Here is a 16,059-nt window from a genome sequence, read left to right on the forward strand (position 1 = left end):
TCCTGATTTGCCGCCGTATCAGGGCGGCGACGACCAGCCTCCACCCAGCGCCTGGTACAGCGACACCGCGGCGGTCAGCCGGTCGGCACGGATCTGCACCAGGCTCAGTTCGACATTAAGCAGCACGCGCTGGGCGTCGAGCTGCTCCAGATAGGAGGCGTAGCCGGCGCGGTAGCGGTTGCCGGCATGGCGCAGCGCCTCCGCCACGGCGACGCGCTGCGCGGCGAGTTCGCGTTCCTGTTCGGCCAGCCGGTCCGTCGCGGCGAGGCTGTCCTCCACTTCGCGGAACGCCACCAGCGCGGTGCGGCGGTAGGTGAAGGCCGCCTGGTCGCGCCGGGCGGCGGCGGCCTCCACATTCGCCCCAAGCCGGCCGCCCGCGAACAGCGGCGCGAGCACGCTGGCGCCCAGCGACCAGATGCCGACCGGATCGGCCAGCGCGCTGGACACGGTCAGCCCGGTGGAGCCGCTGAGCCGCAGGGAGGGCAGGAATTGCGCCCGGGCGGCCGCCAGCGAGGCGTCCGTCGCGGCCAGCGTGAACTCCGCCTGCGCCAGGTCGGGCCGGCGGCGCAGCAGATCGGCAGGCAGGCCGAGGGGTACGGCCGGGGTCTGCAGGTCTTCCAGCGGGGTGCCCCGTTCGATGGCGCGCGGCGCCTCGCCCAGCAGGGTGGCGAGGGCATTTTCCTGCCGCCGGATCGCCAGATCGACCTGCGGCAGGATCTGCGCCGTGGCCCGATATTCCGCCTCCGCCTGGCGGAGTTCGAGCTGCGAGGTGTAGCCGACCTCCGCCCGCGACCGCGCGAGGCGCAGCGCCTCGGCCCGGTCGGCGATCGTTTCCTCGACCACCAGGCGGCGGGCATCGAGCCCGCGCAGGGTGATGTAGCCGCTGGCGGTGGCCGCGGCGACGGAGAGCGCGGTGGCCTCGCGCGCGGCCTCGCTGGCGAGGAAGGCGGCGCGGGCGGCCTCTATCTGGCTGTCGATGCGGCCGAACAGGTCGACCTCGTAAGCGGCCTGGAACAGGGGCTGCAGCCCGGTTGTCTCCGCCGGGGTGCCGAGCGGGTTGACCGCGCGGGAACGGCTGACGCCGACGCCGCCATCCAGCGTGGGGAACAGCTGCGCGCGGGCCAGCCGTTCATTGGCGCGCGCCTCCTGCACGCGGGCGGCGGCGACGGCGATGTCCGGATTGTTGGCGCGGGCGGTTTCGACCAGCCGGGCGAGCACGGGATCGCCGAAGCGGTTCCACCAGTCCGCCTCCACCGGCCCGCCGGTCGCCGGCATGTCCCGCCATGCGGGCGGCGGGGTGATGGTGGCGGCGACGGGCGTCTGCGGATCGGGCGCGGTGCAGCCGGCCGCCAGCAGCGCCAGGCCGGCGATCGCCAGCCGCCTCATCGCGCGGGCTGCCGGGCGGGGCCGGGATCCACCCCGGTGTCGACGCGCGCCTCGACCGACATGCCCGGGCTCAGCCGGCGATAAAGCGGATCGCGCGGGTCGAGCCGGATGCGCACGGCCAGCCGTTGCGGCACCTTCACGAAATTGCCGGTCGCATTGTCGGGCCGGATGACGGAGAACTCGCTGCCGGCGGCGGGCGACAGGCGCTCCACCGTGCCGCGGACCTCCGCCCCGCCCAGCGCGTCCACGGTCATGATCGCGGGCTGGCCCGGCCGGATGCGCGCGGTCTGCGCTTCCTTGAAATTGGCGGAAACCCAGATCTCGGGCGGTACCAGGAACATCAGCTGGCTGCCGGCGGTGACATATTGCCCCAGGCGGACCGACACCTCGCCCAGCCTGCCGCCCTGCGGCGCGCGGATCACCGTGTTGGCGAGGTCGATCTCCGCCAGCCGCAGCGCGGCGCGGGCATTGTCCACCGCGGCCTCCAGCCCGGCGCGGCCCACGGTCACGGCGCGCACGTCCTGCTGGCCGATGGTGCGCTGCGCCTCCGCCTGGCGCACGCCGGCTTCGGCCTGGGCCAGCGCGGCGCGGGTCTGGTCCCGTTCGCGCAAGGACACGGAGCCTTCGGCGACCAGCTCGTCCACCCGGCGCATGTCCGCCTGCGCGCGGGCCAGCTGCGCCCGGGCGCTCTCGATCCCGGCCTGCTGCCCGCCCAGCGCGGCCTCGCGCGAGCGCTGGTTCTGCTGCGAATTGGCGAGGGTGGCGATCTGCGACTGCAGGTTCGCGCGGGCCTGCTCCACCCGCTGGCGATAGATCCGGTCGTCGATCCGGGCGAGCACCGCGCCTGTCTCCACCGCGTCGAAATCGCGCACGGCGACGGCGACAACATAGCCGTTCACCTGCGGCGCGATAATGGTGGTCTGGCCGCGCACATAGGCGTTGTCGGTCGTCTGGATGCTGCGGCGGAAGGGCGGCAGGTCCCACGCCCACAGCGCCAGCAGCGCGCCGCAGAGCATCAGCGCCACAAAGGCCAGCGTGGCGGTCCGCCCACCGCGTGGCGGGGCCCAGCCGCGGCGCGCGGGCGGTGGCTCGGGCGCGACCTCGACCGGGTCCTTCAGCCGTTCGTCCGGTTCGGAAGTGGTGTCGTTCATTGCGTTGCGCGTTCCCGCATCTTCTGCATGGCTGCCAGTTCCTCCGCCAGCGGGTTGATGCCGTGGATCCTCAGCCAGATCCAGCGCCCCCCCAGCCACAGGACCACCAGCACTGCCAGAACTCCGATCAGGAAGAAAACATCATTATAGGCAAGGATGTTGGCTTCGCGCGAAACCTGCTGGCCGAACAGCACGGCGCCTTCCGCCTGGCGCAGCGCGGGATCGCCCTGCACGCGGGCATAGGCGCCGCCCAGCTGCTGGATCCGCTGCAGCACCAGCGGGTCGGTCGCGTTCAGCGTGTGGACGAGCTCCTGCGAATGCAGCCGCTCCCGCATTGTCTGCAGCGTGCCCAGCCCGGCGGAGCCCACCAGGCTGCCCAGGGTCTGCGAGATGCCGAACACGGCGGAGAAGCTGACAAGATGGCTGGGGCCGCGGGAAATGGCGCGCAGGATGCCCACCATCGCGACCGGACCCAGCCAGAACAGGGCGGCGAAGGCGAGCAGCCCTTGCGTGAAATACAGGTTGGCCGGGCGGGTCAGGTTGGTGGCGTCGGCATCCATGAACGCGACCGCGGCGATGATCGCGGCGGAGATGACCACCGGCCACAGCAGATCCTTCGGGTCCAGCGCCCGCAGCCCCGCCAGGATGCCGGCGATCGAGCCGAGCAGGATGACCAGGTTCAGCGTAACGAGCTGGTCGTTGCCCATGCCCAGCGTCGTCAGCAGCCCGGTCGATCCGAAGCTCTGTTCCGACAGCAGGATGCGGATGGCGACGATCACCGCGATAAGCCGCAGCACGTTGCGCGTGCGCATCCACCGGGTGTTGAGCAGCGGATTGGCACGGTTGTGCTCGATCAGCATGGCCGTGCCGATCAGCACGATAGAGGCGGCGGTGGCGTAGCCCAGCCAGGGCGTGGTCCACCACACGATCCGCCCCTGCACCAGCACCGCGCACAGCAGCGCCATGCCCGGCGCGAACAGCGCGAAGGTCAGGAAGTCGAGCTTCTCGAACGCGGGGATCCGGTCGGCCGGCGGCAGGCGCAGAAGCGCGACCGCGCCCAGGCAGACCAGCGTCATGCCCAGTTCGAACACGAACAGGTTGCCGATGTCGCCATCCGCCAGCAGCAGCGGGGAGATGATGCGCGCCAGCGGCAGGCCAAGCTGCGCCACGCCGAAGCCGATGATCATGCCGCTCAGCCGTGCGGCCGCGGGCATGGCCTGCATGATGTAGAAGAAGCACAGGGTTGTCAGCGCGCTGCTGATGACCCCCGCGGCGGCGCGGGTCAGCAATTCCACGCCATAGGAATGGACGAACACCTGCAGGATCGTGACCGCCAGGAAGCCGACCAGGAAGATGCGGATGAACCGCTGCAGCCCGAATTGCTGGCGGAACTTGATCAGCAGCATGCTCATGCACACGCTGGTCATGGAATAGGCCGCGCTGAGCCAGCCGCCCTCCACCGGGGACAGGCCAAGCGATCCCTGGATCTGCGGCAGGTTGGCCAGCAGCAGCCCGTTGCTGAGCCCGCCCGTCAGCCCCAGCAGGATGCCGATCGCGAAATAGGCGATCCGCCGCCCCATCGGATGGTCGGGCGTGGCAGGGGAGCCGGGAAGGAACGGCCGCTCGTGCGGCTGGAACTGATAGGCCGTGGCCACGCCTACAGGACCGGGCCAGCGCCGGCGCAGCCCGTCACCGGCAGTCCGGCGCGGAAGGGAGTGGCACTGGCGCACTTCATCTACAATTGTCCCCGCGCATCGTGCGGTTCAAGCGCAAGGGAATGGCAACAGTTCCCCTTTGTAGAGGGGCAGACAAAGTTGGCGGGCAGTTGACGATCGATCGCGCGGCAAGCAGCATGGTTGGATGAACACGGTCGCCCTGCCCTTCCTGCCGCCCCAAACACCTGACCTCCTTCGTTGACGACGCAGATCCCGGTCCCCGCGGCGGAGCACGGTGCCGCCTGGCGCTTCGCGATCGATCGCGGCGGCACCTTCACCGATGTCATCGCGACCACACCCGGCGGAGAGCTGGTGGTGCACAAGCTGCTGTCGGAAGATCCCGCGCGCTATCCCGATGCGGCGAGCGAGGCGGTGCGGCGGCTGATGGAGCAGCATGGCGCGGGGCCGATCGCGGAGCTGCGCATCGGCACCACCGTCGCCACCAACGCGCTGCTGGAACGCAAGGGAGAACGGCTGGCGCTGCTGACCACGGGCGGCTTCGCCGATGTGCTGCGCATCGGCACGCAGGCGCGGCCCGAGATCTTCGCGCGGCACATCCTGCTGCCCGAGCAGCTGCCCGCCACGGTAGTGGAGATCGCCGAGCGGGTGGCGGTGGACGGCACCGTGCTGGTCCCGCTGGACGAGGCGGCGGTGGCCGCGCAGCTGGCGGCGCTGCGGGAAACGGGGATCGAGGCACTGGCGATCGTGCTGGTGCATGGCTGGACCCACACCGCGCATGAACGGCAGATCGCGCGGCTGGCGCGGCAGGCGGGCTTCGCGCAGGTCAGCGTCAGCCACGAGGTCGCGCCGCTGATCCGGTACGTGCCGCGCGGCGACACGACGGTGGTGGACGCTTACCTGTCGCCGGTGCTGGCGCGCTATGTCGCGACCTTGCGCGCCAACCTGCCCGCGCATGGGGCGCTGTCCTTCATGCAGTCGGGCGGCGGGCTGGCGCAGGCGGATGCGTTTCGCGGCAAGGATGCGATCCTGTCCGGCCCGGCTGGCGGCGTCGTCGGCATGGTCGCCTCCGCCGCGCCGCTGGGGCACGGGCGGCTGATCGGGTTCGACATGGGCGGGACCAGCACCGATGTGTGCCATTATGCCGGCCGGTTCGAACTGTCGGCGGAGGAGGTCGTCGCGGGCGTGCGGGTGGCCGCGCCGGCCATGCGGATCCACACGGTTGCGGCGGGCGGCGGGTCCATCTGCCGTTATGACGGGGTGCGCTTCGCCGTTGGCCCCGCCAGCGCGGGGGCGCAGCCCGGCCCCGCCTGCTATGGACGGGGCGGGCCGCTGACGGTGACCGATTGCAACCTGGCGCTGGGCCGGATCGACCCCGCGCATTTCCCGCAGGTGTTCGGCACGGACGGGCGCCAGCCGCTGGACCTGCGAGCCTCTCTCGACCGCCTGGAGGAGATCGCCGCACAGCTGGGCGGCGCCATGTCGGTGGCGGCGATCGCCGAAGGGTTCCTGGCCATCGCGGTGGAGAACATGGCGGCGGCGATCCGGCGGATCAGCGTGGCGCGCGGCCATGATGTGCGCCGCTATGCCCTGGCCTGCTTCGGCGGCGCCGGCGGGCAGCATGCGGCGCGGGTGGCCGAGGTGCTGGGGATCGAGACGGTGCTGGTCCATCCGCTCGCCTCCGTCCTGTCGGCCTGGGGCATCGGGCTGGCGCCGGTGACGGCCATCCGCGAGCGGAGCGTGGGCGCGCCGGTGCTGGACGGCTTCGGAACGGCACTGGATGCCTTGCAGGCGGAGGCGCGCGGGGCGTTGCGCGAGCAGGGCGTGCCGGATGCGGCGGTCACCCTGGCATCGCGGGCCCGGCTGCGGTTCGCCGACAGCGACACGACGCTGACGCTCGACTGCGACGATCCCGCGCAGATGGACGCCGCCTTCCGGGCGGAACATCGGCGGCGCTTCGGCACGGCCGATGCGCGCACGGCGGTGGTGGTCGAGGCGCTGAGCGTGGAGGCATCGGGCAGCGTCGGCGGGCTGGCCGCGCTGGCGCCGGCGCCCCTGCCGCTGGCGGAGGCCACCGGCAGCAGCGAGGGCGTTTGGCGGACGCTCGCCCGCGCTGATTTCACGGCTGGCGAGGTGGTGGCCGGGCCGGCGCTGGTGATCGATCCGGGCTCAACCACCGTGGTCGAGCTGGGCTGGACGGCGGAGCTGGCAGCGGAGGGCACGCTGGTCCTGCGGCGGGTCGCCGGGTCGGGCGCCAGGCAGGCAGGTGACACGGCCCGCGATCCCGTGCGGCTGGAGATCATGGGCAATCTGTTCATGGCCATCGCCGAGGAAATGGGCGTGGTGCTGCAATCCACCGCCAGCTCGGTCAACATCAAGGAACGGCTCGATTTCTCCTGCGCGCTGTTCGACGCGAGCGGCGCGCTGATCGCCAATGCGCCGCACATCCCCGTCCATCTGGGCAGCATGGGCGAGGCGGTGGCGCGGATCATCGCGGCGCGCGCAGATCGCCGTGACGGGCGCGGGATCCGCCGAGGCGATGCCTATGCGCTGAACGATCCCTATCATGGCGGCACCCACCTGCCCGACATCACGGTGATCGTGCCGGTGTTCTGGAGTGATGATGGCGAGACGCCCGATGCCTTCGTGGCGGCGCGGGGGCATCATGCGGATGTGGGTGGCTCAGCCCCCGGATCGATGCCGCCCGACAGCACGGACATCGCGCAGGAAGGCGTGCTGATCGACAATCTGCTGGTGGCCGAGGGCGGGCAGTTGCTGGAGGTGCCGTTCCGCGCGGTGCTGGCCAGTGGCCCCTACCCCGCCCGGCGGCCCGACCGGAACCTGTCGGACCTCGCGGCGCAACTCGCCGCCTGCGAGCGGGGGACGGAGCTGTTGCGCGCCGCCGCGGCGGAGCATGGGGGTGCGGTGATCGCGGCCTATATGGGGCATGTCATGGATCAGGCGGAGGAGGCAGTGCGCCGGCTGCTGGCCACGCTGGAGGATGGCAGCTTCGGCTATCCGACGGACAATGGCGCGGCCGTGCACGTGGCGATCCGGGTGGACCGGCAGGGGCGGACGGCCACCTTCGACTTCACCGGCACCAGCGGGCAGCTGCCGGGCAATTTCAACGCGCCCCGCTCCATCACGCGGGCGGCGGCGCTGTATGTGCTGCGCACGCTGATCGACGATCCGATTCCGATGAACGATGGCTGCCTGGCTCCGGTGACGCTGGTGGTGCCGGAGGGATCGATGCTGGCGCCCCGCCCGCCGGCCGCGGTGGTGGCGGGCAATGTGGAGACCAGCCAGGTGGTCACGGACGCGCTATTCGCGGCCACCGGGCGGCTCGCGCCGAGCCAGGGGACGATGAACAATTTCACCTTCGGTGATGCCACCCGGCAATATTACGAGACGATCGCCGGCGGATCGGGCGCGGGGCCGGATCATTCGGGGACCGATGCGGTGCAGACACACATGACCAACAGCCGGCTGACCGATCCGGAGATCCTGGAAACGCGCCTGCCCGTGCGGCTGGACCGCTTCGCCATCCGGCGCGGATCGGGCGGGCGCGGTCTGCATGATGGCGGCGACGGGGTGGAGCGGCAGATCACTTTCCTGGAGCCGATGCGGGCCAATATCCTGGCCAATCGCCGCCGCGTGCCGCCGCGCGGCATCACCGGTGGCGGTGACGCCGCGCCGGGGGAGAACTTCGTGCGGCGCGCCGATGGCACGGTCGAGGTGCTGCCTGCGACCGGATCGGCGGAGATGGCGCCGGGCGATGCCTTCGTGATCCTGACGCCCGGCGGTGGCGGCTACGGGGAGGCCGGGCGATGAGCGCGCTGCCGCTGCTGGGCATCGCGCTGGTGGTCGTCGGCTTCGTGCTGCGGTTCAATCCGCTGCTGGTGGTGGCGGTGGCGGCGATCGTCACCGGGCTGCTGGCCGGCCTGGGCCTGGTGCCGGTGATCGAGGCGCTGGGGCGCGCCTTCAACGACAACCGCTATATCTCCGTCACCTGGATCATCCTGCCGGTGATCGGCCTGCTGGAACGCTACGGCTTGCAGGAGCGTGCCCGCACGCTGATCGCGGGCGTGCGCGGGGCCACCATGGGGCGGCTGCTGCTGCTCTATCTCGGCTTCCGCCAGATCACCGCGGCGCTGGGGCTGAAGGACATTGGTGGCCACCCGCAGACCGTGCGCCCGCTGCTGGCGCCGATGGCGGTGGCGGCGGCGGAGGCGCAGCATGGCGCGCTGGCGGAGGACGAGCGCGAGCAGGTGCTGGGCATGGCGGCGGCGACCGACAATATCGGGCTGTTCTTCGGCGAGGACATCTTCTTCGCCATCGCCTCCATCCTGCTGATCCAGGGCGTGTTCGAGACGGCCGGCTATCCGCTGACGCCGCTGCAGCTGTCGGTCTGGGCCATTCCGACCGCGCTGTGCGCCTTTGCCATCCATGGCGGGCGGGTGCTGTGGCTGGACCGGCGGTTCGGGCGGGTAAGGCGATGATCACGCTGGAATGGCTCTACCTGCTGAGCGGCGCGGTGTTCGCCGCCTGGGCGGTGCTGAGCCTGCGCGACCGGAGCAACCCCAAGCGCCGGGGCAATGCGGCCTTCTGGGGGCTGGTGGCGGCGAGTTTCCTGTTCGGGTCGCATCTGTCGGATCTCGCCAATGGCGTGCTGGTGCTGGGGCTGGTGGGCCTGGCCGGGCTGCATCGCCTGGGCCGCAGCGATCCGGCGACGACCTCGCCCGCCGAACGCACCACGCTGGCGACCCGCTTCGGCAACCGGCTGTTCGTGCCTGCGCTGGTGATCCCGGTTACGGCGGTGGCCGGCACGGTGCTGTATGCCTGGACGCCGCTGGGCGAACTGGGCCTGTTCGAGGAACGGCGCGAGACGCTGATCCTGCTGGGCATCGGCGTGCTGCTGGCGCTGGGAATGGCGCTGCACTGGCTGCGGCCGCCCGCGCTGGCCCCGCTGCAGGAAGGGCGGCGGCTGATCGATTCCATCGGTTGGGCCGCCATCCTGCCGCAGATGCTGGCCGCGCTGGGCGGGATCTTCGCGCTGGCGGGCGTGGGCGAGATCATCGGCACCTTCGCGGGCGCGGCGATCCCGGAGGGCAGCCTGTTCCTGTCAGTGGCGCTCTACTGCCTGGGCATGGCCGGGTTCACGATCATCATGGGCAATGCCTTTGCCGCCTTCCCGGTGATGGCCACCGCCATCGGCATTCCGGTGCTGGTGCAGCAGTTCGGCGGCAATGCGCCGGTGGTGGGGGCAATCGGCATGCTGGCGGGGTTCTGCGGCACGCTGCTGACGCCGATGGCCGCGAACTTCAACATCGTGCCGGCCGCGCTGCTCGACATGCGCAGCCAGTATGGCGTCATCCGCATGCAATGGGGCACGGCCGTGCCGCTGCTCGCCTGCAATCTCCTGCTCATCTACTGGCTGGCCTTTCCATGACGCATGATCCGATGACCTTGGCCCCCGACACCGCCGCCGCCTTTGCCCGCATCGCGCTGGGCCATGTGGCGCGCGAATATCCGCACAAGCTGGACCATGTGCTGGCCGATGATGGCGACGCCCTGCCCCCGCGCGTGCTGCATCCGGCGTTCTTCGGCAGTTTCGACTGGCACAGCTGTGTGCATGGCTGGTGGACGCTGCTGACGTTGCGCCGGCTGTTCCCCGACATGCCGGAAGCTGCAAAGATCGATGCGCTGGCGGCGGAGACGTTCACGCCCGCGAAGCTGGCGGCGGAGCTGGCCTATCTGGACCGGCCCCATGCGCGCGGCTTCGAGCGGCCTTATGGCTGGGCGTGGCTGCTGGCGCTGCACGGGGCGGCGGAGGCGCTTTCGCCCGACGGGCTGGGCCGCGCGCTGGAGCCGCTGGCGCGGCGCTTCGCCGGGATGCTGCGCGATTACCTGGCGGTGCTGACCTACCCGATCACCACCGGCACACATTTCAACACCGCCTTCGCGCTGATCCTGGCGCGCGACTGGGCCGGACGGCATGACGCGGAACTGGTGGGGGAGATCGAGCGCTACGCCCGCGCAGGCTATGCCGGGCGCAGCGACTATCGCGGATGGGAGCCGGGGGGCGACGAGTTCCTTTCCCCCTCGCTGACCGCCGCGCTGCTGATGGCGCGGGTGATGCCGGCGGGGGAATTTGCCGGCTGGTTCGACGCCTTCCTGCCCGCCGGGCGGATCGCGGAGCAGTTTCGCCCCGCCATCGTATCGGACCGAAGCGATGGCAAGATCGCGCATCTGGACGGGCTCAATCTCAGCCGCGCCTGGTGCCTGCTGGGAATCGCGCCGGTGGCGCCCGGCCGGTCAGGCGAACTGCGGCCTGTCGCGGACGAGCATCTGGCAGCGGCGCTGGACCAGGTGGCGGGCGACTACATGGGCGAACACTGGCTCGCCTCCTTCGCGCTGCTGGCGTTGCTGGCGCGCGGGGCGCCGGCCGCCAGGGATTGACGAGGTCGCGGCACTTGGCGCTTTGCCTGCGCGGCAATTTATGATCACATGGTGACATGATTGTTCCAGCAGGGATCAGGGCCCTGCTGGTGGGTCGCACAGGGGGACAATGATGAGATTACGATGGCTTGGCGGCGCCGCGATGCTGGCGCTGGCCGCGTGCGGGCAGCCGGAACGGACGGGCAGCGCCAGCAGCGCATCCTCTTCCGAGGAGCGGGTGGCCTTCCCGGGCGATCCGTTCCCTTCGACCTATCGGCCCTATCCGGGGGTCACGACACTGATCACCAACGCCACCATCTTCGATGGCGAAGGCGGCCGGGTCGATGGCGGATCGGTGCTGCTGGCGGATGGCAAGGTCGTGGCCGTGGGCACGGCGGTGAACGCGCCCGCCGATGCAGTGGTGATCGACGGCACCGGCAAGTTCGTCACCCCCGGCATCATCGACATCCACAGCCATCTGGGCGATTACCCCACCCCTTCCGTGGACGCGCATTCGGATGGGAACGAGGCGACCGATCCGGTCACCGCACAGGTCTGGGCCGAACATTCGGTCTGGCCGCAGGACCCCGGCTTCGCCCGCGCGCTGACCAATGGCGGCGTGACCACCATCCAGATCCTGCCCGGCTCCGCCAACCTGTTCGGCGGCCGGTCGGTGACGATCAAGAACGTCTATGCCCGCACGGTGCAGGAGATGAAGTTCCCCGGCGCGCCCTATGGCCTGAAGATGGCCTGTGGCGAGAACCCCAAGCGCGTCTATGGCAGCCGCAACCAGATGCCTTCCACCCGCATGGGCAATGTCGCGGTCAACCGGGCCACCTGGCAGGAAGCGCGCGAATATATGGCGGAGTGGGACGCCTATGCGGAGGATGGCGGCGATGCCCCCGACCGCAACCTGCAGATGGACACGCTGGTCGGCGTGCTGAAGGGCGACATCCTGGTCCACAACCATTGCTACCGCGCGGACGAGATGGCGGTCGTCCTCGATATGGCGCGGGAGTTCGGGTACAAGGTCACCAGCTTCCAGCATGCGGTGGAAGCCTACAAGATCGCCGACCTGCTGAAGGAACACGGCACCTGCGCCAGCGTGTGGGCGGACTGGTGGGGCTTCAAGATGGAGTCCTATGACGCGATCTACGAGAACCTGCCCCTGCTGGAAGCGCAGGGCGCCTGCGCCACCATCCATTCGGACGATCCCGACGGCATCCAGCGGCTGAACCAGGAAGTGGGCAAGGCGCTGGGCGACGGGCGCCGGATCGGCATCGACATCAGCGACGAGCATGCCTGGACCTGGCTCAGCTTCAACCCCGCCACCGCGCTGGGCATCGCCGAACAGACCGGCAGCCTGCGGCCCGGCAAGATGGCCGACATCGTGCTGTGGAGCGGCAACCCGTTCAGCACCTACACCCAGACGGAGAAGGTGTGGGTCGATGGTGCGCTGTTGTATGATTCCAGCGACCCGACGCGCCGCCCGGTCTCCGATTTCGAGCTGGGCCAGGTCGGCGAAGGAGACGTGAAGTGAAGCGCGCATTGATGAGCGCCGCGGCCCTGCTGCTGGCCGTACCCGCCGGGGCGCAGACAATCGCCATCACGGGCGGCACCGTGGCGATCGGCGATGGATCGCAGCCGATCCCGAACGGCACGGTGATCATCCGCGATGGCCGGGTAGTGGCGGCGGGCAGCGGCGTGGCCGTGCCTGCCGGCGCGCGGACGATCGATGCGACGGGCAAGTGGGTGTCGCCCGGGCTGGTCGTCGGCCTGGCGCCGGTCGGGCTGGTGGAGGTCAGCGGCGTGGAGGAGACGGACGATACCGACCCCGGCAAATCGCCCTTCTCCGCCGCGATCGACGTGGCGCCCGCGATCAATCCCAAGGCGCAGCCGCTGCAGGTGACGCGGGCGGAAGGCTATACCCGCGCGATCGTGGGGCCGGTGGCCGGGGATTCGATCTTCGCCGGGCAGGGCGCGATCATCGACCTGGGCACCGACATGGATGCGCTGATGCAGGCGCGCGCCTTCCAGTATGCGGAACTGGGCCAGGTCGGCGGCCGGAATGTCGGCGGTGGGCGGCCGGGCGTCTTCGCCTATCTGCGCAACGCCCTGTTCGAAGCGCAAGCCTACAAGCGTGACCGGCAGGCGCCGAGCCCGGCGGGGCATGACGGCTTCGAACGGCAGCTGACCCGGCTGGATGCCGAGGCGCTGGTGGCCGTGGTTGACGGCAGCGTGCCGCTGTTCGTCAACGTCAACCGGGCGAGCGACATCCTGACCGTGCTGCGCTTCAACCAGGAATTTCCGGCCATAAGGCTGGTGCTGGTCGGCGCGAATGAAGGCTGGATGGTGGCGCCGCAGATCGCCGCCGCGGGCGTGCCGGTGATCACGGCCGCGCTGACCGACTTGCCCGAGACGTTCGAGAGCCTGGCAGCGACCCGCTCCAATGTCGGACGGCTGCGGGCGGCGGGCGTGAAGGTGGCGCTGCGCACCACCCGCAACACCGCGCAGGAGGCCGGCAACCTGGTCGGGCTGGCGCAGGTGCCGGGGGCCACCGGGCTGGACTGGGGTTCCGCCTTCGCCACCATCACCTCCGCCCCGGCAGAGATCGTCGGCATGGGCGCGGAGTTCGGCAGCCTGCTGCCGGGCCGGCGTGGCGACGTGGTGATCTGGGACGGCGACCCGCTGGAGGTGCAGACGGGCGTGGAGCAGGTGTTCATCGACGGGGTGGAGCAGTCGCTCGACACGCATATGAGCCGGCTGCGCGATCGCTATCGCCAGGCCCAGCCGGGCAGCCTGCCCAAGGCTTACGAACGGTAAGGGATGCGCGGGGTGTGCTGCCGGATTGGTGGCACACCCAGCGAGATGTCAGAGCACCGAGATGCCGGGCTTCACCGTGGCGCGTTTCAGCGCCTCGGCCGCCTGCACCGCCTCCAGCCGGGCGGCGTGGACGGTGGAGCCGTCGCCGGGGATGGCGGCGCGCATGGCGGAGAGGGCTTCCTCCACCTCCTGCTTCACCGCGTCGTACTCCGGACTGTCCTGACCATGCGCGGGGCTGATCGCGAGCGCCTGCGTGGCGGAGACGATCATCAGCGCATCGGTGGTAAAGGCCTGGCGCACCTTGGCTTCAAACCGGCGGTTGTTGGCGCCTTCGAACAGCAGCGCGCCGAGCGTGGCGGCGGAGGTCAGCACATCGACAAGCGTGGTCATGGGGCAAGGCTCCCGATCCCCAGCAGGCCCGGCAGCGGGGAGGTGCCGATCCGCGCCAGGCGGTCGAGGATGCCGAGCACCTGGCGACCGCTTTCCTGCCGGATGCGCAGCTGCTGTTCCGTGGTCGGCTGGTTGCCGGCGAGTTGCACGATGCCGGCATGCTGCGCGCCGAGATCCTGCAGCAGGGCGGCGGCTTCGTCATAGGCGGCGGCGGCGGCGGATTGCTGCTCCCCTTGCTCGATCAGCTGGAGCAGGATGGCGCGGCGCGCCTCGAAATCCTCCACCTGCGCCAGGTTGCGGTTGGCGACCTGCAGTTGCGCATTGGCGGCGACCTGATCGGCGGTGCCGACCACGCCGATGCGCCACGCCTGCATCTGTGCGGCGAGCGCCTCCATCGCGCGGTCGAAGCTGGCGCTGCGTGCCTGCACCACGCGGGCGACGGCATCGCCCTGCCCGCGTGCCTGGGCAATGGCGGCGAAATAGTCGACCAGCTCGGCCACCGGCCCTGCCGCGCCGACGAGGTCCGGCGGGGTGCCGCCAGCGGGGGTGAGCAGCAGGGCCAGCGCATCGAGCGCGTTTGCCGCATCGGTTACCGCGATCGTGAATTGCGGTGCGGTTTCCGGCGTCAGCTGGGACAGTTCGCCGAGATAGGCGCCCATCGCGCCGATCAGCTGCATCGCGCCCTTCGCGGCGCGCGGATCGATCGGGCGCAGGCTGTAGGTGGTGGACGGGGCACCTGCGGCCAGTTCCGCATCGGACAGGCATAGGCTGTCGCCGGTCGTGAAATCAGTCCGCAGCTCGATGGCCGAGCCCCACAGGCAGGAGGGTTCGGAGGCGACCAGGATGGCGTTCGCCTCCAGCTGGCGGCGGCGCGCCTCGTCGAAGAAGGCGGCGGCCTCGGCCCCGGCCTCCCGACCAGCGGAGACGAACTGCCGCGTGTCGGTGACCAGCACCGCCTGCCGCGCGGCACAGCCGGGCAGCAGGAGGGCCAGCGATGCACCCAGCAGCAGAGACGGTATGCGCATGGTCGCCCCCTTTCTCCCGGGCATCATCTGCCAAGGTGGGGGCGCGTGCAAGGGCGTTTGGCGGCGCCCTACTCCGTGATGTTGGTGCTGAGCATCGTGTAGGGCGGCTGGATATATTCCAGCGCACTGGCAGCGGCGCGGCCGTAGCGGTTGCCGCCCGCGAACCGGCGCATGATCTCGCTGAAGTTCAGGCTGACGCCGACGAAGACGTGGCGCTTGGGCCGGATGCCGGCCTCCCGGTCTGGGTTGGTGAAATCCTCCGCCCGGTAGCCGAGGTCGAGTTCGACATAGCGCAGCGGGGTCTGGCGCAGCCCGTCGAAGCCGGCGAGCTTCAGCGCGAAGAAGTGCCACTGCGCCTCGAAATGCTTCTTGCCGGACAGGCGGTAGCGGCCTTCCTGCGGCTGGATCATCAGGCGGTAGTCAAGCTTCTGGTCAAGGCCGGGCACGCTGTTGCGCAAGGCGGAGAAGCCGGCACCCAGGCCGTTGAAGGCGACGTCTTCCCACGACCAGCCGCCGGTGGGTTCGATCGAGTCCCAGAATTCCGTATACAGCATCGCGCCGAAGCCGAGCGCGGCGGCGGTATACTGGATGCCGGGGGCATCGCCCGTCTTCCGGCGCAGGCGATGGTGCAGCAGTTCGGAGATGACATAGGAGCTGTAGGCGTGCGTCAGCTTGTCCACGCCCATATTGTTGGTGTCGCGGCCGAACCAGCCTTCGACCTGGCCGTGCGGCCATTCCGGATCGTCGAACAGCTTGGCGCCGTTGGTGGCAGTGTAATACAGCATCACCGCGCCGAATTCCCACTTCACCGCATCCGCCTGACTGGCGAAGCTGAGCCGCTGGCCCCCGGTATCGGGGTCGGCCCAGCGGGCTGCGGCGGCCGCATCCTTGGGACCGTAGGTTTCCTGCCCGGGAACGGTTTCGCGGGTGATGCCGCCCAATGCGGCATCCTCATCCACGACGGCGCCCTGCGCAAAGGCCGCGGCAGGCTCCGCCGTGATGCGCGACAGGTCCACCCCGTCGGCCGGCAGGCGCCAGTCGGCGAGCGACAGGCCGGCCGACTGGATGGTGATGGCGGACAGATCGGTCGCGGGGGCCAGGTCGCCGGCCCGGGCCGGAACGGCGGATAGGATGGCGAGAGCCGGGAGAGCGGCGAGCATCGCGCCGGGTTTG

12 protein-coding genes are annotated in these 16,059 nt (G+C 70.5%); 6 read left to right on the forward strand and 6 right to left on the reverse strand.

Annotated features, from left to right (window positions below; genetic code table 11):
* Positions 1 to 18: 18 nt before the first annotated feature.
* From D5S08_RS00790 to D5S08_RS00800, 3 genes are read right to left on the reverse strand one after another with little or no spacing between them, the layout of a single operon-like run.
* A complete protein-coding gene (locus D5S08_RS00790) occupies positions 19 to 1,386 on the reverse strand; it encodes an efflux transporter outer membrane subunit (protein WP_121114579.1) in 1,368 nt (455 codons plus the stop codon).
* Positions 1,383 to 2,537 (reverse strand): HlyD family secretion protein, encoded by a 1,155-nt coding sequence (locus tag D5S08_RS00795; RefSeq protein ID WP_121114581.1) that lies wholly within the window; start codon positions 2,535 to 2,537, stop codon positions 1,383 to 1,385. The genes D5S08_RS00790 and D5S08_RS00795 overlap by 4 nt, the downstream gene beginning before the upstream one ends.
* Entirely contained in the window at positions 2,534 to 4,192 is a 1,659-nt protein-coding gene (locus tag D5S08_RS00800) for an MFS transporter (RefSeq protein WP_241557144.1), read from the reverse strand. The genes D5S08_RS00795 and D5S08_RS00800 overlap by 4 nt, the downstream gene beginning before the upstream one ends.
* Before the next feature lie 258 nt (positions 4,193 to 4,450).
* On the opposite strand from D5S08_RS00800, the gene D5S08_RS00805 reads away from it, so the two are divergent.
* The 6 genes from D5S08_RS00805 (at position 4,451) to D5S08_RS00830 (ending at position 13,471) form a co-directional block, all read left to right on the forward strand.
* The gene (locus D5S08_RS00805) at positions 4,451 to 8,041 is read left to right on the forward strand and encodes a hydantoinase B/oxoprolinase family protein (RefSeq protein WP_241557145.1); all 3,591 of its coding nucleotides are present in this window, start codon (positions 4,451 to 4,453) and stop codon (positions 8,039 to 8,041) included.
* Positions 8,038 to 8,709, forward strand: a complete 672-nt coding sequence (locus D5S08_RS00810) for a DUF969 domain-containing protein (protein WP_121114583.1) — start codon at positions 8,038 to 8,040, stop codon at positions 8,707 to 8,709. The genes D5S08_RS00805 and D5S08_RS00810 overlap by 4 nt, the downstream gene beginning before the upstream one ends.
* The gene (locus D5S08_RS00815; protein WP_121114585.1) at positions 8,706 to 9,659 is read left to right on the forward strand and encodes a DUF979 domain-containing protein; all 954 of its coding nucleotides are present in this window, start codon (positions 8,706 to 8,708) and stop codon (positions 9,657 to 9,659) included. Before D5S08_RS00810 ends, D5S08_RS00815 begins: the two co-directional genes overlap by 4 nt.
* 11 nt (positions 9,660 to 9,670) lie before the next feature.
* Positions 9,671 to 10,669 carry a DUF2891 domain-containing protein gene (locus D5S08_RS00820; RefSeq protein ID WP_121115392.1) on the forward strand — a complete coding sequence of 333 codons (999 nt, stop codon included), beginning with the start codon at positions 9,671 to 9,673 and terminating at the stop codon, positions 10,667 to 10,669.
* Positions 10,670 to 10,781: 112 nt separating this feature from the next.
* Positions 10,782 to 12,188, forward strand: a complete 1,407-nt coding sequence (locus tag D5S08_RS00825; protein ID WP_421757443.1) for an amidohydrolase — start codon at positions 10,782 to 10,784, stop codon at positions 12,186 to 12,188.
* Complete coding sequence (locus D5S08_RS00830) at positions 12,185 to 13,471, forward strand: amidohydrolase family protein (protein ID WP_241557147.1); 1,287 nt, start codon at positions 12,185 to 12,187, stop codon at positions 13,469 to 13,471. The genes D5S08_RS00825 and D5S08_RS00830 overlap by 4 nt, the downstream gene beginning before the upstream one ends.
* 48 nt (positions 13,472 to 13,519) lie before the next feature.
* On the opposite strand, the gene D5S08_RS00835 is transcribed toward D5S08_RS00830, so the two are convergent.
* The 3 genes from D5S08_RS00835 to D5S08_RS00845 form a co-directional block, all read right to left on the reverse strand.
* On the reverse strand, positions 13,520 to 13,861 hold the full coding sequence (locus tag D5S08_RS00835; RefSeq protein WP_121114589.1) for a hypothetical protein: 342 nt from the start codon (positions 13,859 to 13,861) through the stop codon (positions 13,520 to 13,522).
* Positions 13,858 to 14,886, reverse strand: a complete 1,029-nt coding sequence (locus D5S08_RS00840) for a hypothetical protein (RefSeq protein WP_121114591.1) — start codon at positions 14,884 to 14,886, stop codon at positions 13,858 to 13,860. Before D5S08_RS00840 ends, D5S08_RS00835 begins: the two co-directional genes overlap by 4 nt.
* 68 nt (positions 14,887 to 14,954) lie before the next feature.
* Complete coding sequence (locus D5S08_RS00845; protein ID WP_121114593.1) at positions 14,955 to 16,046, reverse strand: DUF2279 domain-containing protein; 1,092 nt, start codon at positions 16,044 to 16,046, stop codon at positions 14,955 to 14,957.
* Positions 16,047 to 16,059 lie beyond the last annotated feature (13 nt).

It is taken from the genome of Croceibacterium ferulae (assembly GCF_003660445.1).
Lineage (GTDB): Bacteria > Pseudomonadota > Alphaproteobacteria > Sphingomonadales > Sphingomonadaceae > Croceibacterium > Croceibacterium ferulae.

Bases quoted from the DNA above. Each gene is read 5' to 3' on its own strand.
- D5S08_RS00820 (WP_121115392.1), top strand. From the start codon at position 9,671: ATGACCTTGGCCCCCGACACCGCCGCCGCCTTTGCCCGCATCGCGCTG.
- D5S08_RS00835 (WP_121114589.1), bottom strand. From the start codon at position 13,861: ATGACCACGCTTGTCGATGTGCTGACCTCCGCCGCCACGCTCGGCGCG.
- D5S08_RS00840 (WP_121114591.1), bottom strand. From the start codon at position 14,886: ATGCGCATACCGTCTCTGCTGCTGGGTGCATCGCTGGCCCTCCTGCTG.
- D5S08_RS00810 (WP_121114583.1), top strand. From the start codon at position 8,038: ATGAGCGCGCTGCCGCTGCTGGGCATCGCGCTGGTGGTCGTCGGCTTC.
- D5S08_RS00795 (WP_121114581.1), bottom strand. From the start codon at position 2,537: ATGAACGACACCACTTCCGAACCGGACGAACGGCTGAAGGACCCGGTC.
- D5S08_RS00815 (WP_121114585.1), top strand. From the start codon at position 8,706: ATGATCACGCTGGAATGGCTCTACCTGCTGAGCGGCGCGGTGTTCGCC.
- D5S08_RS00825 (WP_421757443.1), top strand. From the start codon at position 10,782: ATGAGATTACGATGGCTTGGCGGCGCCGCGATGCTGGCGCTGGCCGCG.
- D5S08_RS00845 (WP_121114593.1), bottom strand. From the start codon at position 16,046: ATGCTCGCCGCTCTCCCGGCTCTCGCCATCCTATCCGCCGTTCCGGCC.
- D5S08_RS00790 (WP_121114579.1), bottom strand. From the start codon at position 1,386: ATGAGGCGGCTGGCGATCGCCGGCCTGGCGCTGCTGGCGGCCGGCTGC.